Source organism: Sphingopyxis sp. EU05-FHT14B03, from assembly GCF_058790875.1.
Genome location: NZ_JBYTDC010000001.1, coordinates 1,593,555 through 1,613,330 on the forward strand (window position 1 = coordinate 1,593,555; position 19,776 = coordinate 1,613,330).

A 19,776-nucleotide genomic window follows, 5' to 3' on the forward strand; every position below is an offset into this window, starting at 1 on the left:
AACGTCCGGTTCGGGTAACAAGGGGTTCTGCGATGACGACGCACGCTGGAAAGGAGCGCCGCGATCGGCCTTCGGCGGCGTTCGCCGTCGTCCGGCCCGGACTCGCGGCCTTTGCCGCGCTCGTGCTGTTGCTGACGGCGCTCGCCGTCGCGGCCGTCATCGCCGCCCCGCCCGCCCGCTCGCAGGGCGAGGCCGGCGGGCGCTATACCGGGGTCGCCTCGTGCGCCGGATCGACCTGTCACGGACGGATGGAGGGTGACGGCGCCGTCGTCCGCCAGGACGAGCTGATGAAATGGCAGGAACCCTCGACCCCCGGCGGCGCGCACAGCCGCGCCTGGGCTGTGCTGAGCAACAGCCGCAGCCAGTTCATCGCGCGCAATCTGGGGCTGAAGGATGCCGCGACCGCGCCGACGTGCCTCGGCTGTCACAGCAGCAAGGGCGCGATCGACGCGGCCGGCGGCGCGCAGCGCGGCACCGTGCCGCTCGAGGACGGCGTCGGCTGCGAATCGTGCCACGGCCCCGCCGGCGGCTGGATCGCCAGCCACTATGCCGGGATCGGTACCAACGCCGACCCCGACCGCGAGAGCCGCGACAAACATCTCGCCAACCTGTCGGCGGGCCTGAAAAAGCTCGAGGATCCGGTGGTGCGCGCGGGCGTGTGCGTCGACTGCCATTTCGGTTCGGCGGGCGAGGGGCAGTTCGTTACCCACCGGATCATGGCGGCCGGTCACCCGCGCATCAGCTTCGAACTCGACCTCTTCTCCTCGCTCCAGGCGCATCACCAGGAAGACGCCGATTATGGCTGGCGCAAATTCGGCGCCGCGAACGCGCGCACCGACCATGTCCAGATGTGGGCGATCGGACAGGCGACGGCTCTCGAACGCAGCCTTCAGCTGTTCCAGTCGAAGCGCGGGACCGAAGGCATGTTCCCCGAATTCTACTTCCTCGACTGCCACAGCTGCCACCGCCGCATCTATGACCAGGCCAAGCCGGTGAAGACCAGCATGGACAATGCCGGCCGCAACATCCCCGAGGGCATGCCGCCCTATAATGACGAGAATCTGATCATGCTCGCCGCCGCCGCGCGTATCGCCGCCCCCGCCCTCGCCGACCAGCTTACGGCGCGCACCGCCGCCTTCCACCGCGCGATGACGATCGACCGCGACAGCGCCAAGGCGGCGGCGGCGCAGCTCGGCCAGACCGTCGCGGCGCTCAAATCGGCCTTCGCCTCGCGCAATTTCTCGGGCGCCGACGCCTTCGCGCTCGTCGACGCGATTTCGGCCAAGGCGATCAATGATCGCCTCACCGATTATTCGGGATCGCAACAGGCGGTAATGGGGGTCGATACGCTGCTCAATTCGATGGTCTCGTCGGGGCGGATCACCGTCGGTGCCGCCGCCGGAATCCGCGGAGACATCGATCGCGCCTATGCCGCGGTGAAGGACCCCAATGCCTATAAACCCGCCGAATTCCAGGCCTCGCTCGGCAGCGCGGTGCGCGCCATCCGGGCGCTGCGCTGATCGTCATGCCGAACCATAGTCGCCTTTTCCGCTCGACCGCCTTGGCCGCGATGGCCACCCTGCTCCTGTCCTCGTGCGGGGGGGGCGGTGGTGGTGGCACCCCCACGCCCACCCCGACACCGACCCCCACGCCAACCCCGACCCCGACCGGCAGCGTCTTCACCCAGCCGGGCAGCGAATCGCTGAGCGTCGCCGACGTTCAGGCGGTGATGGCTGGCGCCATCGCCGAGGCGCAGGCGCAGGGCCTGCCGTCGGTGATCGCGGTGACCGACCGCGTCGGCAACGTCCTCGGCATTTTCCGCATGAACGGCGCGCGCGCCAACGCGACGACCGGTGCGGCGCCCAATGGCGTCAACATGGACGCGCAGAATGTCACCGTCCCGGCCGAAGCCGGCGCGATCGCGAAGGCGGTGACCGGCGCCTATCTGTCGAGCGCGGGCAACGCCTTTTCGTCACGCACCGCGAGCCAGATCGTCCAGCAACATTTCCCGCCCGCGCCGACCACCGTCGGTCTCGAAAGCGGGCCTTTGTTCGGCGTGCAGTTCAGCCAGCTGCCGTGCAGCGACCTCAGCGCGCGCTTCGGCGCGCCCGGCGGCGCGGCGCTGATCGGACCCAAACGCTCGCCGCTCGGCCTGTCGGCCGACCCCGGCGGCCTGCCGCTCTACAAGAATGGCAAGCTGGTCGGCGGCATCGGGGTGATGGGCGACGGCGTTTACGGCAGCGACGCCAACACGCTCGACATCGACAATGATGCCGAGGAGTTCATCGCACTCGCCGGAACGCGCGGCTTCGAGGCGCCGACGAGCATCACCGCCGACAAGATCACCGTCGACGGCACCACCCTGCGCTTTTCCGACGCCACCTATGGCGGCCTGAAATCATCGACCGGCGCGAGTTTCGCGAGCTTCAACGGCGTTGCGGGCAATCTGGTCGCGGTGATCGGCTATGCCAATGCCGCGATCATCGCGGGTACCGTCTATGGCACCGAGGCATCGGGCATGCGCCCCTCGACCGCCGCCGAGTTCAGCAACCGTGACGCCTATGTGCTCACCGACGGCAGCGGCACCAACCGCTATCCGGTCCGCGCCGCCACCGACGCCGCCAGCAACAGCGCGCCACTGACCCAAGCCGAAGTGCGCGCGGTAATGGAAGAGGCTTTCACGATCATTAGCCGCGCGCGCGGCCAGATCCGCCGCCCGCTCGACAGCCGCGCGCAGGTGTCGGTCAGCGTCGTCGATACGCATGGCGCGGTGCTCGGCATCGTTCGCTCGCCCGACGCGCCGATTTTCGGCACCGACGTTTCGTTGCAGAAGGCGCGCACCGCGACCTTTTTCTCGAACGCGATCGCCGGCGCCGACTTGAGCGCCAATGCCAGCGCCGACGTGCGCCAGTTCGTCACCGCGACGCGCAGCTTTCTGAACGATCCGGCGGCGCTGACCGGCACCCATGCCTTCTCCGATCGCGCGAACGGCAATCTGTCGCGCCCCTATTTCCCCGATGGCGAGGTCGGGCGCCCGAACGGCCCGCTGTCGCGCCCGATCGCGCAGTTCAATCCCTTCTCGACCGGGCTGCAATCGGCGCTGATCATCGGCAATATCGGGCAGCATCTGGGATTCGTCACCGGCGCCAGCGCGACCGACACGCCGCAGCGCTGCACGACGCTGCCCGACACACCGTCGGGCACCAACCGGCTGCAGAACGGCATCCAGATCTTCCCCGGCTCGGTTCCCATCTATCGTGGCAACCAGCTCGTCGGCGGCATCGGCGTGTCGGGCGACGGCATCGATCAGGATGACATGATCAGCTTCCTTGGCGCGCATAATGGCGGCGCGCGTGTCGGCGGCATCGGCAATGCGCCGCCCGCGATCCGCTCGGACCGCATCATCGTCAATCTCGCCGGCGGCGCCTCGGTGCGGCTGCGCTATATCGGCTGTCCGTTCGCGCCCTTCCTCGACACGGCGCAGCAAAATGTCTGCGATGGGCTATAGGATATGAGCCTCGCGGGAAGCAGCCTTTGGCCGATCATCGCCAGCCTGGCGGCGCAAAGCGCCCCGGGCGACGTGGCCGAACCGGTGCCCGCCGATCCCCCGGTCGTAACGACCGAAAGCCCGACCGCAGAACCGTCGCTCGACGACCTCACCCCGCCGCCACCGCCGGTCGACTGGCAGCAGATGATGAGCGACGATCTGATGACCCAGATCATCGACGGTCGTCGCCGTCCGGGATACCGCCCCGACTTGCCCGACCAGCTTACCCAAGACAATATCGGGGCGCTGCGCCCGCCACCGCCCGAGGCTTTTCCGGGCATGGAAAACCAGCTGCCGGTCCCCGATCGCTGGCGACTGATCGAGAGCCTTGGCGTCGTCAAGGAACGCTGGTTCGATCCCTATCACCAGAACACCTACAAGGGCGACCGGCCGATCTGCATCCCGACCGAAGAGGAGCAGGAACTGCGCGCGCGGGCCGGCGAAGTGCGCTGCAAGACGCCAAAATTCCTGGGACTGAAGGGCGACGACTGGTTTTTCGTCGTCAACGCCATTTCGGACACGGTGTTCGAACCGCGCACCTTTCCGATCCCGGTCGGCGTCCAGACCACGTCGCGCCCCGGCAGCCTCGACGTGTTCGGCAAGAACCGCAGCTTCGTCGCGGCGCAGACCTTCATTGTCGGCGCGGCGTTGATCAAGGGGTCGACCGCGTTCAAGCCGCCCGACATCGAATATCGCGTCACGCTGGCCTATCAGGCGAACTATGTCGACGTGCCCGAACGGCGCGTGCTCGACGTGCGCCCATCGAAGAAAAGCCACCGTTTCGACCATTTCATCGGCGTGCAGGAATTGTTCGTCGACAAGCATCTCGGCAACGACAGCGACCGCTTTGACTTCCACTCGATCCGCGTCGGTATCCAGCCGTTCCAGAGCGATTTTCGCGGCTTCCTGTTCCAGGATTCGCAGCTCGGCGTCCGCTTTTTCGGCAACCGCGACAACAACCGCTTCCAATATAATCTCGCGGCCTTCTGGCGGCTGGAGAAGGACACCAACAGCGGCCTCAACGACATCACCCAGACCCCGCGCGACGATTTCGTCTTCACCGGCAATCTCTATCGCCAGGATTTCCCGTTCGTCGGGCTGACCAGCCAGGTCAGCGTGACCTATAATATGAACCGCGAAAAGAACGACGTTCAGATCGACCATAATGGTTTCCCGGTGCGCCCGGCGCTGCTCGGCGACCTGCGCGGGCGTGAATATGATGTCGTCTATCTGGGGTACAGCGCCGATGGCCGCATCGGGCGGATCAACCTGACCGCGAGCTTCTACGCCGCGCTGGGTGAGGACCGGAACAGCTTCTTCACCAGCAAGCCCGCCAAGATCCGCGCAGGCTTTGGTGCGGTCGAACTCAGCTACGATCACGACTGGATGCGCTTCCGTCTGTCGGGCCTCTACGCCACCGGCGACCGCGACCCGTATAACAACACCGAAGGCGGCTTCGACGCGATCTTCGAAAATCCGATCTTCGGCGGCGCCGACACCAGCTACTGGATCCGCCAGACAATCCCCTTCGCCGGCGGCGGTCGCGTCATCGCGATCTCGGGCCGCAACGGCATCCTGAATTCGCTGCGCTCGTCGAAGGAAGAGGGGCAGTCGAACTTCAACAACCCCGGCACCGTCTTCGTCGGTGTCGGCGGCGATTTCGACCTGTCGCCCGAAGTGCGCGTCAGCACCAATTTCAACCACCTCTGGTTCGCCGACACCTCCAGCCTGCAAGTGCTGCGCAGCGAGGGAACGATCCCCAAGGATATCGGCTTCGACCTCTCGGTCGCTGGGATCTGGCGACCCAAGGCGACGCAGAATATTGTCGGACGCCTCAGCGCCGCGATGCTGTTGCCAGGCAAGGGGTTCAAAGACCTGTTCGACAACAAAGAGGGTGACGACGCCTATCTCTCGATCCTCGCCAATGTGATTGTGAGTTTCTAGATCATGGCCCGCAAGCTCCTCGCCCTCCTTGCCTTCGTCCTGATGGGCGCGAGCCTCGCCGTCTCGATGGTGCGCGCGGCCGAGGGCGAAAAGCCGGTGAAGGTCGAATATCGCTTCAGCCCTCCGGCGCCCAAGGAACAGCCCGGGGCGACCTTCGCCGAGCGCGAGGCTGCGGTGCTCGGAAAATCGAAAGGCTGCTACAGCTGCCACACCCAGACCGACGCCCCATCGATGCACGCGACCCCCGCGGTGCAACTCGGCTGCGTCGATTGCCATGGCGGCGACGCCGAATCGCCCGCGGCTTTCGGCAACGCCAAGCTCGGTTACGACAATCCGTACAATCTCGCGGCAATGAAGGTCGCGCATCCGCAGCCGACGCTGCCGAACAGTTGGGGTCACAGCTCCGCGAATCCGAAACGCAGCTACACCTTGCTCAACAAGGAAGCGCCCGAGTTCATCCGCTTCATCAATCCCAGCGACTATCGCGTCGCACGCGAGGCTTGCGGGGCGTGCCACCTTGAGGTGATCGAGGCGACCGAACGCTCGATGATGTCGACGGGGGCGATGCTGTGGGGCGGTGCGGCCTATAACAACGGCATCGTCCCCTATAAGAACTACGTCTTCGGCGAGGCTTATACCCGCAAGGGCGAGGCCGCCTGCATATTGTCGCCGACCACCTCGATGACGCCCGAGGAATATAAGAACGCCTGCGACCCCAAGGTCGCGTTCGATAAGATCCTGACCGACAAGGAGCGCGCGCGCGGCGCGCTCGCCAAAATGTATCCGCTGCCGCGCTGGAGCGTGCTCCCGCCGGGCGACGTCTTCCGCGTGTTCGAACGCGGCGGGCGCAACATCAACACGCAATTCCCCGAAATCGGCCTGCCCAACCCCACCGGCAGCATCCAGCGGCTCGAGGAGCCGGGGCGCCCCGACCTCAAGCAATCGAACCGCGGCCCCGGCACCGGACTGCGCGTGTCGATCCCCGTGCTCAACATCCACAAGACGCGGCTCAACGATCCTTTGATGTGGTTCATGGGTACCAACGACCAGCCGGGCGATTATCGCCACTCAGGCTGTTCGGGCTGTCACGTCATCTATGCCAACGACCGCGAACCACGCCACAGCCTGACCTATTCGCAGTTCGGTCGCGACGGGGAGACTGCGACGATCGACCCGACGATCCGTGACCGCAAATACAAGGCCGACGACGGCCATGGCGACAGTCACGGCGGTGGGGGCACCGAGCATGGCGATCCCGCCAAGCACGCGCCCGATCCCGACCAGCACGGCGGGCTGATCAACCCCGCCGACGCCGCGGCGGGGCCGCAGGTGTTCGCGAAAAAGGAGCGTCTCGAAGCGGGGCACCCGATCAAGCACACCTTCACCCGCTCGATCCCGACCTCGCAGTGCATGTCCTGCCACATGCACCAGCCGAACATCTTCCTGAACTCCTACCTCGGCTACACGATGTGGGATTATGAATCCGACGCGCCGCAAATGTGGCCGGGTCCGAACAACACCGCGCCGCGCCCGCCGGGGATGAGCGACGCGGACTATCAGAAGAAATACAAGCGGCAGCATTATCCGACCGCTGCCGAGGTGCATAAGACCCTCGAACGCAACCCCGAGGCCGCGGCGACGCGCGGACTGTGGTCCGACGTCGAATTCCTGCGCGACGTCTATGACGTCAACGACACCAACAAGGACACCCAGTTCGCCGACTATCACGGCCATGGCTGGAACTTCCGCGGTATCTTCAAGCGCGACCGCAACGGCAATCTTTTGACCGCCGACGGGAATATGGCGACCTACGGCACCGACCCGAACATCATCGATCCCAAGGACCCGGAGAAATGGCGCAAGAGCTGCAGCCATTACAGCGACCCCAAGGAGCGCGACCTCTGCCTGTCGAGCGCCGATCCCGGCCGTCCCGGGGTCGAGGGCAAGTTCGTGCCGCCCGGCATCAACCCCGGCAAGGCGGTCCATATGATGGACATCCACGCCGAAAAGGGCATGCAATGCGCCGACTGCCACTTCGCGCAGGACAGCCATGGCAATGGCTATATCCAGGGCGAGGTCGCCAACGCGGTCGAGATCGGGTGCAAGGATTGCCACGGCACCGCCGACGCGCTGCCCAACCTTTTGACCTCGAACGTCGCGGCGCGGCCGCAGGGCACCAACCTCGCGCTGCTGCGCAACCCCGACGGGCGTCGCCGCTTCGAATTCCAGTATAATGACAATGGCGACGTCACCGGGCTGATCCAGCGCTCGATCGTCGATCCGAAACTCGAATGGCAGGTCAGCCTGGTCAAGCAGGCGGTGACGCCGGGGCCGCATTTCAATGCCAAGGCGGCGCGCGCCAAGCTGATGGCGCGCAGCGGCGCCGACGACGGCAGCTTCGCCTGGGGTCCCGACGTCGCGAAGGAGGATCGCGCGCACGGCGAAGACAAGATGACCTGCTTCACCTGCCACCTCAGCTGGACGACCAGCTGCGGCGGGTGCCATTTGCCGATCGAGGCGAACTGGAAAACCAGCATGCATCACTTCGAGGGCGAGGAGACGCGCAACTTCGCGACTTACAACCCGCAGGTCGCGCGCGACGAGATGTTCCAGCTTGGCCGGCACCAGCTGACCAAGCCCGGCGAACCCGGCCCGAACGGCGAGGTCCGGGGGATCATCACGCCGGTCCGATCAACCTCGGCGCTCGTGCTCTCCTCGACCAACATCAACCGCGAGCGCATCTATGTGCAACAGCCGCCGATCTCGTCGGCGGGCTATTCGAGCCAGGCCTTCGCACCGCATTTCCCGCACACGGTGCGCCGCCAGGAAACCAAGCAATGCTCGGACTGCCACCTGTCCGAAAATGACGACAACAACGCGATCATGGCGCAGCTCAACCTGCTGGGGACCAACTTCGTCAACTTCGTCGGCCTCAACGTCTGGTCGGGCATGGAAGACGGCTTCCAGGCGACGCGCGTCACCGAATGGGACGAGCCGCAGGCGGTGATCGGCAGCTACCTCCAGAAATATGCCTATCCCGATTATTGGAAGCTGCACGTCGAGCAGAACGGGCGCGAGCTCAAGAACTGGGTGCGCGGCAAGACCTTCGACAAGAAGGTGTCGGGCGAAAAATACGCGCTCGAGGAATTCGCCAATATCGTCCAGGGCACCAGCGGCCGCGTGAACTGCCTGCAACAGCGTGGCGAATATATGTTCGTCGCAGAGGGCAAGGGCGGTTTCCGCGTCTATGACGTCGCGTCGATCGGCAACAAGGGCTTCTCCGAACGCATCATTCGCGCACCCTTCTCGTCGCTGGGTCACGACACCCATGTGAAGACGAAGAACGCCACCTGCATGGCGATCGCGACGACCCAGCCGGTCAGCGTGTCGCGCAACGACCATATCGTGAAGGATTTCCCGCAGAACCACGAACAGGCGATGCACCCCATCTATCGCTATGCGGTGATCACCGACAGCGTCGAAGGGCTGATCCTGGTCGACATCGACACGATGGCCGACGGCGAGTTCCGCAACAACAAGCTGACCCGGGCGCTGACTTGGAACGAGGGCAATGTCCTCGCCGGAGCGCGGCACGTCACGCTCGCGGGGAGTATCGCCTATGTTACCACCGACGCGGGCCTCGTCGTGCTCGACCTGACGAACCCGCTCGCACCCAAGGTGACGGCACAACTGCCGCTGACCGATGCGCGCGCCAGCGCGGTTCAGTTCCGCTACCTCTGGATCACCGATGCCGAGGGGGTGAAGCTGTTCGACGTCACCAATCTGGCGCAGCCGGTGCCGGTGCCCTCGGGCACGGTGCGCCTGACCAATGCGCGTAAAATCTATGTCGCGCGCACCTATATGTATGTCGCGGCCAAGGCGGACGGCCTCGTCATCGTCGACGTCACCAAGCCCGCGGCGCCGCTGGTCTGGCCGGGGCAGACCTTCGGCGGCGCGCTCGTCGATGCCGAGGATGTGATCGTCGCGTCGGCCAACGCTTCGCTCTTCGCCTATGTCGCCGACGGGCGCGCGGGCATCAAGGTGATACAGCTGACCAGCCCCGACAACGCTGGCCTCTACGGCTTTTCGCCCAAACCCACCCCCGAACTGATCGCCTGGGCCAGGACACCGGCGCCGGCGCTCGCGCTGTCGAAGGGGCTCGACCGCGACCGCGCGGTCGATGAGACCGGCGGCCAGATGGCGGTGTTCGGCCGCCTCGGCTCGCGCCCCTTCACCCGGCCCGAGATGGAGAAATTGTTCCTGAACAGCCGGGGCAATGTCTATAAGGTTCGCGATTCCGATCCGAAGGACGCCGAGCAGGCGGCGGCGTGGCGCGGCCCCGACAAGTTCGGCGGCTAGTCAATCGCGTCCGCCTGTGCGACAGCCTCGCACCGGCGGACCGTCCCGCCGCCTTCCTGTTATGAGACGTTAGCCGATGCGCCCGGTCGTGATCCCCCATCCCAGTTTTGGCGACAAAGTGCGCCGTGCGCTGTGGAACGCCGTCTGGCTCATCCTCTATCGCACCAGCCCGATCCCACTCCACGGCTGGCGCCGCGTCCTGCTCCGCGCATTCGGTGCAAAAATCGGTTCGCAAACGCGGCCCTATCCCAGCGCGCGAATCTGGGCGCCGTGGAATTTCGAAATGGGGGAGGGCAGCACGCTCGGCCCGCGCAGCGAAATCTATTCGGTCGCACGCGTGACGCTCGGTCCCTGGTCGGTGGTCAGCCAGCGCGCCTATCTCTGCACCGCCAGCCACGACATCCACGCCCCCGGCTTCGCGCTCACCGCGGCGCCGATCGCGATCGGCCGCAATGCGTGGGTCGCCGCCGACGCCTTTGTCGGCCCGGGCGTGACCCTCGCCGACGGCGCCGTGGCGGCGGCGCGCGCGGTGGTGGTCAAGGATGTCGCGCGCAATGTCATCGTGGGGGGCAACCCGGCGGTGCCGATCGGCCAGTCGTCGCTTGCCGATTTCGCCGACGGGTCGGTACGCCCGGGGGGCTAGAGCCTTTCCGCCTGCACCACCGTGTCGGACGCGCGTAGCGCCGACAATATCCGCATCAGGTGATGGACGTCGCGCACCTCGACGACGACGTCGTAGGTGTGGAACCCGCCCTCGCGGTTCGACAGCCGCAAATTGGTGATGTTCGCCATATTGGCGGCAAGGATGCCCGACATTTCGGCAAGCGTGCCGGGTTCGTTGAGGATGACGATGCACAGCCGCGCATTGCCACCCTCGCTGTCTTCCTGCCAGCGCAGGTCGATCCAGTCGGCATCGATCCCATCGGCGAGGCTCGGGCAGTCGATGACATGCACCTCGATGCCCTCGCCCGGACGCGCCAACCCGACGATGCGATCGCCCGGTACCGGGTGGCAGCAATCGGCGAGCTGATAGGCGACGCCGGGGGTCAGCCCCTCGATCGACACCGCGGAGCCCTGCGCCAGCTTGCCGGGTTTCGATTTCATCTCGGCGGTGATACCGGGGACAAGTGCCTCGAGCACCGCATTGTCCGACAGGCGCCGCTTGCCGATCGCGACATAGAGCGCGGTGTCGTCTTCGAGCTTGAGCCGGGTCAGCGCCGCGGCGCGCGCCTTGTCGCCGACCCTGCCGGGCAGCCGCGCGACGATCTCGTCGTACAGCTTGCGGCCCAGCGACGCCAGTTCGACCTTTTCCTTCGAACGAACATGGCGGCGGATCGCGGCGCGCGCCTTGCCGGTGACCGCGAAGCCGAGCCAGGCGGGCTGCGGCGTCTGTTTGTCCGACGACAATATCTCGACCGTATCGCCATTGGCGAGCTGGGTGCGCAGCGGCACCAGCCGGCCGTTGACCTTGGCGCCGACCGTCCGGTCGCCGAGCCCGGTGTGGACGGCATAGGCGAAATCGACCGGGGTCGCGCCCTTGGGCAACTGGTGCAGGCTGCCTTTGGGGGTGAAGGCGAAGATGCGGTCCTGATACATCGCGATGCGCGTGTTTTCGAGGAACTCTTCGGGATCGTGCGTCTGTTCGAGGATTTCGAGCAGGTCGCGAATCCACCCCGCCTGCCCGTCGGGGGCGGTCCCGCCCTGCTTGTATGCCCAATGCGCGGCGAAGCCGAATTCGGACTGCTGGTGCATGCCGACGCTGCGGAGCTGGATCTCGATTCGCATATTCTGCTGGTGCATGATCGTCGTGTGCAGCGACTTGTAGCCGTTGCGCTTCGGCGTCGAGATATAGTCCTTGAAGCGCCCCGGCACCATTTTCCACTTGCGATGGAGCAGCCCGAGCGCGGCGTAACAATCGGCATCGGTCGGGGTGATGATGCGGAAGGCGATGATGTCCGTCACCTGTTCGAAGCTGACGTGTCGCTCCTGCATCTTGCGCCAGATCGAATAGGGATGCTTCTCGCGCCCCGACACATCGGCCTCGATGCCGTTCTTCGCCAGCAGCTCCTTGAAATCCGACGTGATCTTCGCGACCTTGTCCTTGCCGCCGGCGGCCAGCTTCGCCAGCCGTCCGGTGATCGTCGCATAGGCCTCGGGCTCAAGTTCGCGGAACGCGAGCAGCTGCATCTCGCGCATATATTCATACATGCCGATCCGCTCGGCGAGCGGGGCATAGATGTCCATCGTCTCCTTGGCGATGCGACGCCGCTTGTCGGGATTCTGGATGAAATGCAGCGTGCGCATATTGTGCAGCCGGTCGGCGAGCTTGACCAGCAGCACCCGGATGTCGTCGGACATGGCGAGCAGGAATTTGCGCAGGTTTTCCGCCGCGCGCTCATTCTCGGTCTGCGCCTCGATCTTCGATAGCTTGGTCACCCCGTCGACCAGCCGCCCGACATCGGCCCCGAACAACCGCTCGATTTCTTCAGGGGTGGTCAGCGTGTCCTCGAGCGTGTCGTGGAGCAGCGCGGTGACGATCGTTTCGCTGTCGAGGTGCAACTCGGTCAAAATGCCCGCGACCTCGACCGGATGGCTGAAATAGGGGTCGCCCGACGCGCGTTTCTGGCTGCCGTGTTTCTGGACGGTGAAGACATAGGCGCGGTTGAGCAACGCCTCGTCGACGTCGGGATCATAAGCGCGCACGCGCTCGACAAGTTCATATTGACGCAGCATCCTGTCCCAATGTCGTTCATGCGCGCCCAAATGCAATGCGAAACTTTGCTGCGCACCGCCGCCGTGAACTCGCAATTTTGGTAAACGGCTTTGGAAGCATCGTGCGTGCGGGCTATGGCGGGAGGCAATGACAGGGACCGAAGCTTTCGATTCGACCACGGCAAGCCCGCGCGTGTCGGTGGTGATGCCCGTGCACAATGGTGCGCGCTGGCTCGACGAGGCGATCGATTCGGTCCTCGCGCAAGGCTTCCTCGACTTCGAACTGATCCTCGTCGACGACGCGTCGCGTGACGAAAGCCCCGCGATCATGGCCGCTGCGGCGGCGCGCGACCCGCGCGTCCGCCATTTCCGCCTCGACACCAACGTCGGCCTGCCCGCGGCGCTCAACCACGGCTTTGCGCAGGCGCGGGGCGAATTGCACAGCTGGACGTCGGACGACAACCTCCTCCGCCCGCAGATGCTCGACCGCCTTGTCGCGACACTCGACGCGCATCCCGATGCGGGGGTCGCCTATGCCGATTTCTCGCTGATCGACGATGCCGGAAACGATCTCGGCCGGTCGCGGGTCGGACCGGTCGAACGCTTGCTCCACGGCAACAATATCGGCGCCGCCTTCCTGTATCGCCGCGACGTGACCGAAGTGCTCGGCGGTTACGACGTCGGATTGTTCGGGGTCGAGGATTATGATTTCTGGTTGCGCGCGGCGCAGCGGTTCACCTTCGTCGAACTGCACGAAGATCTCTATGTCTACCGCAAGCATGGCGGCAGCCTGACCAGTCAGCGTGCCGATCAGATCTACGCGTTGACCGCTGTCATCGTCGAACGCGCGATGCCAGACCAGTTGCCGGCGCGCAGCCGCGGCGAAATCCTGCTTGGCCTCGCGCTCAAGAGCCAGCGCCGCTGGCGCTTCGACCTCGTGAGCCGCGCCTTGCGCGCGCATCCCCCGACGGTCCTCGCGCGGCTACCCGCGCTCGCGCGCTGGACGCTCGTCGTCGCGCGCAATCGCCTTACGGCCTGATCATCCGGGCATAGAAAAAGCCGCCGTGCCTCCCCGGGGCTATGGGAGGTCGCGGCGGCTCTATATGCGGCCAGGGTCGAACGGCGGAGCGGGAGGGGAGCGCCGTCCGGCCGGCCGATCAGGCGGCGCCGTTGCAGCGCGCCAGATCCTCGGCTTCGAGCGCCTTGCCGTCGGCAATGAAGCCCTTCACTTCGCCGGCTTCCTTGGCGAGCCCGGCGCACATCATCTGCGGGCGGCTGGTGCCGCGCGCGCCGACGCAATTGGTGCCTTCGCACGACCAGACGATACCGCGCGCTACGAACTTGCCCTTCGGGGCCGGGCTCGCCAGTTCGGCGCGGTAATAGGCGCCGCCCGCGGCCTGGGCGGTCATGGGCAGGGCGGCAGCACCACCGGCCAGCGCGACGGCGAACATCGGCACGACAGGCGCCGCGAACGAGAATTTGAACATGGGGAGGCCCTTCCTTTTTGAGCACCTATTTAGGTTGCAAAAGGAAATTTAGTACGTGGGTTGCAAAATGCAACCAAGCCTACATATTTTTTTGTGCGGGGGCCGATTTTACGTTAGGGCTGGGCCTATGGGAAAATTACGCGAACCGCTGAACATCCTCTACGGTGACAATTGTGCATTGCCGCTCGCGCTCGAGGCGATGGGCGAGCGCTGGTCGTTCATGATCCTGCGCGCGGCCTTCAACGGCGTCCATCATTTCGAGGAGTTTCAGCAGGAACTCAGTATCGCGCGCAACATCCTGTCGAACCGGCTGTCGCGGCTCGTCGACCATGGCATCATGGCGCGCGAAGTGATGGCCGAGGATCGCCGCAAGGTACGCTACGAACTCACCGAAAAGGGCCTCGAGCTGCTGCCCGCAATGATCGCGCTGCGCCAATGGGGCGAAAAATGGGGGGCCGGCGTGCCCTCGACCCCGGTGCTGGTCGATGTTCGCGACGAACAGCCGATCGGCCCCGTCACCATGACCGCGCACGACGGACGCTCGCTCGGCTATAAGGAACTGGTGTGGAAACATCGGTCGGAACTGCAGCCGCTGGGCCAGGCCCGGACGCGCGCAGATGAGCGGATGGCGCCGGTTGCCGCCGAGTGACGGACGCGGGACCGTCCAGCCGCCCCGCCTGCCGCTGACCGCAACCCAACATCCGATGCCGCTGTTCGGACTATCCTCGCCGGGACCTTTTTTCGGCAATAAGGTGCGCGCCTTCTGGAATCTCCAGATCCTCGGCTGGTTCGCCTGGCTCGGGCTGCGCGGCGTGTCGGGCCTCGCCAACGGGCAGGCGCTAGCCTTCCTGATTCCACAGACGGTGTCGGCGATCACCGGCTTCTCGCTCTCGCTGATCCTGTCGGTCTGCTATCGCACCCTGATCAGCCGCCGCCCGCTATTGATGTGGGGGGTCAGCTTCGGCTTGGCGGGTATCGCCACCGCGCTCTGGGCGTTCATCGACGCCTGGGTCGCGCAGATCCAGAACCCGAACAGCGACGCGGGCTTCACCAGCCTGCTGCTCGGCGCGGTCTATATCGACGCGACCTCGCTCGCCGCCTGGTCGGCACTCTATTTCGCGATCAACTATTTCCTCCAGCTCGAGGAACAGAATGACCGCGTGCTGCGGCTCGAGGCGCAGGCGGCCTCGGCGCAGCTCGCAATGCTGCGCTACCAGCTCAACCCGCATTTCCTGTTCAACACGCTCAACAGCATCTCGACGCTGGTGCTGCTCAAGCAATCCGAACCCGCCAATGCGATGCTGTCGCGGCTGTCGGCGTTCCTGCGCTACACGCTCGCCAACGAACCGACCGCGCAGGTGACGCTGGCGCAGGAAATCGAGACGCTGAAGCTGTATCTCGACATCGAAAAAATGCGCTTCGAGGAACGGCTGCGCCCGCATTTCGCGATCGATCCCGCCGTTTCGCGCGCGCGTCTGCCCTCGCTGTTGCTCCAGCCGCTGATCGAAAATGCGATAAAATATGCGGTCACCCCGCAGGAGGATGGCGCCGACATCACGATTTCGGCTCAGCTTGCCGGTCAAAATGTTCGGATTACCGTGTCGGACACCGGGTCGGGATTGTCAGCCGATGGCGCGGACCCCACCACTGGCGTCATTGCAACGGAATCAACCGGCGTGGGTTTAGCAAATATCAGAGACCGGCTGGCGCAGGCTTTCGGCGATCAGCACCGGTTCGATGCCCAATCGGGCGCTGACGGCGGATTCACGGTGGTTGTCGAGTTTCCGTTTCAGCCCGACGGGCAAATGACGATTGGAACCGAGAGAACATGACGATCAGAACCATCCTGGTGGATGACGAAAAACTGGCCACCCAGGGCCTGCAATTGCGGCTCGAACCGCACAGCGACGTCGAAATCGTCGACACCGCCCAAAATGGCCGCGAGGCCATCCGCAAGATCAAGACCCACAAGCCCGACCTCGTCTTCCTCGACATCCAGATGCCGGGCTTCGACGGCTTTTCGGTGATCCAGGGGCTGATGGAAGTCGAACCGCCGCTGGTGGTGTTCGTCACCGCTTATTCGGACCATGCGATCCGCGCCTTCGAGGCGCAGGCGGTCGATTATCTGGTCAAGCCGGTCGAACCCGAACGCCTCGCCGACGCGCTTGACCGCGTGCGCCAGCGTCTGACCGAAAAACGCGGCGCAGCCGAGGTCGAACGCCTCAAGACCGTGCTCGCCGAGGTCGCGCCCGACGCGGCCGACGATTATGACGCCGAAATCGCCCCCGATGCGCATGCCGCCGACCGCTATGAAAAGATGATCAACATCAAGGATCGCGGCCAGATCTTCCGCGTCGACGTCGACAGCATCGAACGCATCGATGCTGCGGGCGACTATATGTGCATCTACACCGCCGACAACAGCCTGATCCTGCGCGAGACGATGAAGGACCTCGAAAAGCGGCTCGACCCGCGCAACTTCCAGCGCGTGCATCGCTCGACGATCGTCAACCTCAGCCAGGTCAAGCAGGTCAAGCCGCACACCAACGGCGAATGCTTCCTGGTCCTCGGCTCCGGCGCGCAGGTGAAGGTCAGCCGCAGCTATCGCGACGTGGTGGCGCGGTTCGTACACTGATTATCGTCGCCCCCGCGAAGGCGGGGGCCGCAGACAGCCTAGCGCAACGCCGATAGCGGCCCCCGCCTTCGCGGGGGCGACGTGTTTTTAGAGCTGATGCCCGGTCCGGTCGCGCTTCGTCGCCAGATATTGCTCATTATATTTGTTCGTCGGCAGCGCGAGCGGAATGCGCTCGACCACCTCGACGCCCTCGCGCTCCAGCCGCGCGACCTTTTCCGGATTGTTGGTCATCAACCGGATGCGCGGAATGTTGAGCAACTCGAGCATCCGCCCCGCGATCGCGAAATCGCGCGCCTCGACCGGGAAGCCCAGCCGCAGGTTCGCATCGACGGTGTCATAGCCCTGATCCTGCAACGCATAGGCGCGCAGCTTGTTGACCAGCCCGATCCCGCGCCCTTCCTGCCGCAGGTAAAGCAGCACCCCCCAAGGCGCATCGGCCATCGCGTGCAGCGCCGCGTGAAGCTGCGGTCCGCAGTCGCATTTCAGGCTGCCGAGCACGTCGCCGGTCAGGCATTCGCTATGCAGCCGCACCACCGGCGGGCTCGCGTCGCGCTTGCCGATAACGAGCGCGACATGGTCCGACGCCTCTTCGGGAGTCCGAAAGGCGACGATCTCGGCGCCTTCGCTGGCCTCGACCGGGAGGCGGGCGCGGGCGGCGATATGGAGGCGCGTGGGGTCGAGCAACGCGTCGACATCGGCGGCGTTGCAGGCGGTTTCGGCGCCGCCCGCCGCTTCGCGCACGAAAAAGGCGGGGAGCAGGCCGGCGTGGCGTGCCATCAGCATCGCGGCCATCGCCGCGGCCTCGCCGCCGGTCGCCTGGGTACGGAACGGGCCTTTGAGCGGATTGGCAAGGTCGAGTGCCGGGTCGGCGATCGCCAGTCCCGCCGCGACGCTGGTCGCGGCACCGGTCAGCCGCACCGGTCCCGGCGCGGCGGCGGCACGCTGGTTGGTGAGCTTCAGCGTCACCGCGCGCTCGCCCGACAGCAGCACGTCGGCGACACCATCGCTAAAATCCGCCAGCGCGGCGTCGCTCGCGCTCTCGATCGCCAGCAAATCCAGAACGCCGTCGTCGCCGGTCACGCGCACCGGCCAGCCGCGGCGCAGCGCATCGACCGCGCGCGCCGCCCGGCGGGCGCCGCCATCCATGCGCGCGGCGTCACTCAAAAATCGAACTCGGTAATCAACGGGATATGGTCCGACGGCCGTTCCCAGCTGCGCGCCGGCCGGACGATGCGGTGCGACACCGCCTTTGCCAGCAAGTCGGGAGTCACCCACATATGGTCGAGCCGGCGGCCGCGATCGGACAATTCCCAATCCTTGGCGCGGTAGCTCCACCAGGTGAAGAGCGGTGTCGGCGCCGCGATGAAATGACGGCCAAGGTCGACCCATTGCGACGCCGCCTGCAGCTTCGCCAGCGTCTCGACCTCGATCGGCGTGTGGCTCACGACGTCCAGCAACGCCTTATGATTCCATACGTCGCTTTCGAGTGGCGCGACGTTGAAATCGCCGGTCAGGACCGTGGGCTGGTCGAGCGCCCCCGACCATTCGGTCATCCGCGCGTAGAAATCGAGCTTCTGCCCGAATTTCGGATTGATCTCGCGGTCGGCGACGTCGCCCCCGGCTGGGATATAGACATTGTCGAGCCGCACGCCGCCGGGCAGCGTGACCCCGACGTGGCGCGCCTCGCCATTGGCCTGCCAGTCATATTTGCGGACGTCGGCCAGCGGGACTTTGCTGACGATCGCGACGCCATGGTGCATGCGCTGACCGTGGGTGACGATATGGGTGTAGCCGAGGCTGCGAAACATGTCGGGCGGGAAGGACACGCATTCGACCTTGGTTTCCTGCAGGCACAGGACGTCGGGCGCTTCCTCGCGCAGGAATTTCTCGACGATGCCGATGCGGGCGCGGACGCTGTTGATGTTCCACGAAGCGATGCTGGTTGTCATGGCGTGGCTCTATCGGCGCGGCGCGCGCGGTGCAATGCGATTGCGGGCAGGGGGCGGCGACCGGCGCCAAGCCCAAAATTAAACCCCCGTTCCAGGGGCGGTGGAACGGGGGTTCAAGGTCAGCGTTCGTCACGCTCTTGAATGAAGGTGCCTGGCACTCGGTTGGGGCAACAGGGGGAAACCCAGAACCGGGGGCCGTGTTGGCGCCTTCGAGAGTGGGAATACCGCCCCTTCCCTGTCGCCAAGCTGAACGAAAATCTGGCGGATATGGGCGGTTTTGCAGTTCGTCGATGGTGGGCGGCGGTTGGTCCGAAAAAACGGCGCCGAATCCGCTTCGTGGGATTCGGCGCCGTTCATATTCGGCTGTGGATAAGTTCGCGTCAGCTTCCGCGACCGCGCGAGCGCGGGCGGGGGTCGGTCCATTTGAACGCCGAATCGGCGACCGCAACGTTGAACTTCTGGTTCGTCAGGTCGATGCGCGTGCGGTTGTTTTGCGAATCGAGCGCGACCCAGCCGCGCAGGCGCAATCCGGCGGGCGCGGCGCCGTCGCGCACGAACACCATGGTGATCGTGCCATATTCGGGGCGCTTGGGATCCTTGACCTCGACACTCACGACATCGTCGCTGCTTGTCGGCAGGACCTTGGCATATTTGGTGAGGTCGCGGTCGGGATCGAGCAGCGCGCCGAGCGGCGAATTCTTCACCGGCCAGCGCTGGACCTGCTTCACCTCATAATCGATCATCGTCAGCGAACTGCCGTCGCCGACGATCAACAGGGGCACGCCCTTCTGATACTGGAACCGGATCTTGCCGGGGCGTTTCAAGGTCAATTGTCCATTCAGCCGCTGGCCGTTGCGGTCGGTCTGGACGAAATCGGCGGTCATCGAACTCGTCGCGCGCAGGTGCGACTGGACCGAGGTCAGCGTATTTGCCGACTGCGCGATCGCCGGCGCGCCGAACGCCAGCGCCGTGGCGGCGGCGGGAACGAGCGCCAGCGCGGCGGCGCGTGTCAGGGTCAGGCGGGGAAAATTCAGGGTCATGATGTTCTCATTCTGCCATAAGGACGGCCGGGATATGCCGATCCGGCGTTGAACCCGCCGTGAACCCGGCGTTGGAGGCTGTTCAAGTCGCGAGCATCGGCTT

14 protein-coding genes are annotated in these 19,776 nt (G+C 65.4%); 9 read left to right on the forward strand and 5 right to left on the reverse strand.

Features of this window, described 5'->3' with window-relative positions:
- The first annotated feature begins 32 nt into the window (after window positions 1-32).
- The 5 genes from AC3WS4_RS07575 (at window position 33) to AC3WS4_RS07595 (ending at window position 10,493) form a co-directional block, all read left to right on the forward strand.
- Window positions 33-1,520, forward strand: a complete 1,488-nt coding sequence (locus AC3WS4_RS07575; RefSeq protein ID WP_492735288.1) for a multiheme c-type cytochrome — start codon at window positions 33-35, stop codon at window positions 1,518-1,520.
- Window positions 1,521-1,570: 50 nt separating this feature from the next.
- The gene (locus tag AC3WS4_RS07580) at window positions 1,571-3,508 is read left to right on the forward strand and encodes a heme-binding protein (RefSeq protein ID WP_492742693.1); all 1,938 of its coding nucleotides are present in this window, start codon (window positions 1,571-1,573) and stop codon (window positions 3,506-3,508) included.
- Window positions 3,509-3,691: 183 nt separating this feature from the next.
- Window positions 3,692-5,491 (forward strand): hypothetical protein, encoded by a 1,800-nt coding sequence (locus tag AC3WS4_RS07585; protein ID WP_492736598.1) that lies wholly within the window; start codon window positions 3,692-3,694, stop codon window positions 5,489-5,491.
- Between the two features lie 3 nt (window positions 5,492-5,494).
- Window positions 5,495-9,850 (forward strand): hypothetical protein, encoded by a 4,356-nt coding sequence (locus AC3WS4_RS07590; RefSeq protein WP_492735284.1) that lies wholly within the window; start codon window positions 5,495-5,497, stop codon window positions 9,848-9,850.
- 88 nt (window positions 9,851-9,938) lie between these two features.
- Window positions 9,939-10,493 (forward strand): LbetaH domain-containing protein, encoded by a 555-nt coding sequence (locus AC3WS4_RS07595; protein ID WP_492735282.1) that lies wholly within the window; start codon window positions 9,939-9,941, stop codon window positions 10,491-10,493.
- On the opposite strand, the gene AC3WS4_RS07600 is transcribed toward AC3WS4_RS07595, so the two are convergent.
- Window positions 10,490-12,583: a RelA/SpoT family protein gene (locus AC3WS4_RS07600; RefSeq protein ID WP_492735280.1), complete on the reverse strand. Its 2,094-nt coding sequence runs from the start codon at window positions 12,581-12,583 to the stop codon at window positions 10,490-10,492. The genes AC3WS4_RS07595 and AC3WS4_RS07600 overlap by 4 nt on opposite strands.
- A gap of 127 nt (window positions 12,584-12,710) precedes the next feature.
- Between AC3WS4_RS07600 and AC3WS4_RS07605 the strand changes: the two genes are divergently transcribed.
- Complete coding sequence (locus AC3WS4_RS07605; protein ID WP_492735278.1) at window positions 12,711-13,601, forward strand: glycosyltransferase family 2 protein; 891 nt, start codon at window positions 12,711-12,713, stop codon at window positions 13,599-13,601.
- 118 nt (window positions 13,602-13,719) lie between these two features.
- On the opposite strand, the gene AC3WS4_RS07610 is transcribed toward AC3WS4_RS07605, so the two are convergent.
- The gene (locus AC3WS4_RS07610) at window positions 13,720-14,049 is read right to left on the reverse strand and encodes a CC_3452 family protein (RefSeq protein ID WP_492735276.1); all 330 of its coding nucleotides are present in this window, start codon (window positions 14,047-14,049) and stop codon (window positions 13,720-13,722) included.
- A gap of 127 nt (window positions 14,050-14,176) precedes the next feature.
- On the opposite strand from AC3WS4_RS07610, the gene AC3WS4_RS07615 reads away from it, so the two are divergent.
- Genes AC3WS4_RS07615 through AC3WS4_RS07625 form a run of 3 tightly spaced genes read left to right on the forward strand, consistent with a single transcriptional unit; the run spans window position 14,177 to window position 16,684 of the window.
- Window positions 14,177-14,698: a winged helix-turn-helix transcriptional regulator gene (locus AC3WS4_RS07615; protein ID WP_056345093.1), complete on the forward strand. Its 522-nt coding sequence runs from the start codon at window positions 14,177-14,179 to the stop codon at window positions 14,696-14,698.
- 55 nt (window positions 14,699-14,753) lie between these two features.
- Window positions 14,754-15,881, forward strand: a complete 1,128-nt coding sequence (locus tag AC3WS4_RS07620) for a sensor histidine kinase (protein ID WP_056347115.1) — start codon at window positions 14,754-14,756, stop codon at window positions 15,879-15,881.
- Window positions 15,878-16,684: a LytR/AlgR family response regulator transcription factor gene (locus tag AC3WS4_RS07625; protein WP_492735274.1), complete on the forward strand. Its 807-nt coding sequence runs from the start codon at window positions 15,878-15,880 to the stop codon at window positions 16,682-16,684. The genes AC3WS4_RS07620 and AC3WS4_RS07625 overlap by 4 nt, the downstream gene beginning before the upstream one ends.
- 87 nt (window positions 16,685-16,771) lie before the next feature.
- On the opposite strand, the gene ribA is transcribed toward AC3WS4_RS07625, so the two are convergent.
- The 3 genes from ribA to AC3WS4_RS07640 all read right to left on the reverse strand — a co-directional run bounded on the left by ribA (window position 16,772) and on the right by AC3WS4_RS07640 (window position 19,673).
- The gene (gene ribA, locus AC3WS4_RS07630; RefSeq protein ID WP_492736596.1) at window positions 16,772-17,830 is read right to left on the reverse strand and encodes a GTP cyclohydrolase II; all 1,059 of its coding nucleotides are present in this window, start codon (window positions 17,828-17,830) and stop codon (window positions 16,772-16,774) included.
- A gap of 14 nt (window positions 17,831-17,844) precedes the next feature.
- Entirely contained in the window at window positions 17,845-18,633 is a 789-nt protein-coding gene (locus tag AC3WS4_RS07635; protein ID WP_492735272.1) for an exodeoxyribonuclease III, read from the reverse strand.
- A gap of 380 nt (window positions 18,634-19,013) precedes the next feature.
- Window positions 19,014-19,673 (reverse strand): LolA family protein, encoded by a 660-nt coding sequence (locus AC3WS4_RS07640; protein ID WP_056345105.1) that lies wholly within the window; start codon window positions 19,671-19,673, stop codon window positions 19,014-19,016.
- Window positions 19,674-19,776 lie beyond the last annotated feature (103 nt).

What these genes read in the sequence shown, in the direction of transcription:
- AC3WS4_RS07610 (WP_492735276.1), bottom strand. Translation starts at nt 14,049, where the DNA reads ATGTTCAAATTCTCGTTCGCGGCGCCTGTCGTGCCGATGTTCGCCGTC.
- AC3WS4_RS07590 (WP_492735284.1), top strand. Translation starts at nt 5,495, where the DNA reads ATGGCCCGCAAGCTCCTCGCCCTCCTTGCCTTCGTCCTGATGGGCGCG.
- AC3WS4_RS07600 (WP_492735280.1), bottom strand. Translation starts at nt 12,583, where the DNA reads ATGCTGCGTCAATATGAACTTGTCGAGCGCGTGCGCGCTTATGATCCC.
- AC3WS4_RS07620 (WP_056347115.1), top strand. Translation starts at nt 14,754, where the DNA reads ATGCCGCTGTTCGGACTATCCTCGCCGGGACCTTTTTTCGGCAATAAG.
- AC3WS4_RS07575 (WP_492735288.1), top strand. Translation starts at nt 33, where the DNA reads ATGACGACGCACGCTGGAAAGGAGCGCCGCGATCGGCCTTCGGCGGCG.
- AC3WS4_RS07635 (WP_492735272.1), bottom strand. Translation starts at nt 18,633, where the DNA reads ATGACAACCAGCATCGCTTCGTGGAACATCAACAGCGTCCGCGCCCGC.
- ribA (WP_492736596.1), bottom strand. Translation starts at nt 17,830, where the DNA reads ATGGATGGCGGCGCCCGCCGGGCGGCGCGCGCGGTCGATGCGCTGCGC.
- AC3WS4_RS07640 (WP_056345105.1), bottom strand. Translation starts at nt 19,673, where the DNA reads ATGACCCTGAATTTTCCCCGCCTGACCCTGACACGCGCCGCCGCGCTG.
- AC3WS4_RS07585 (WP_492736598.1), top strand. Translation starts at nt 3,692, where the DNA reads ATGATGAGCGACGATCTGATGACCCAGATCATCGACGGTCGTCGCCGT.
- AC3WS4_RS07605 (WP_492735278.1), top strand. Translation starts at nt 12,711, where the DNA reads ATGACAGGGACCGAAGCTTTCGATTCGACCACGGCAAGCCCGCGCGTG.
- AC3WS4_RS07625 (WP_492735274.1), top strand. Translation starts at nt 15,878, where the DNA reads ATGACGATCAGAACCATCCTGGTGGATGACGAAAAACTGGCCACCCAG.
- AC3WS4_RS07580 (WP_492742693.1), top strand. Translation starts at nt 1,571, where the DNA reads ATGGCCACCCTGCTCCTGTCCTCGTGCGGGGGGGGCGGTGGTGGTGGC.
- AC3WS4_RS07615 (WP_056345093.1), top strand. Translation starts at nt 14,177, where the DNA reads ATGGGAAAATTACGCGAACCGCTGAACATCCTCTACGGTGACAATTGT.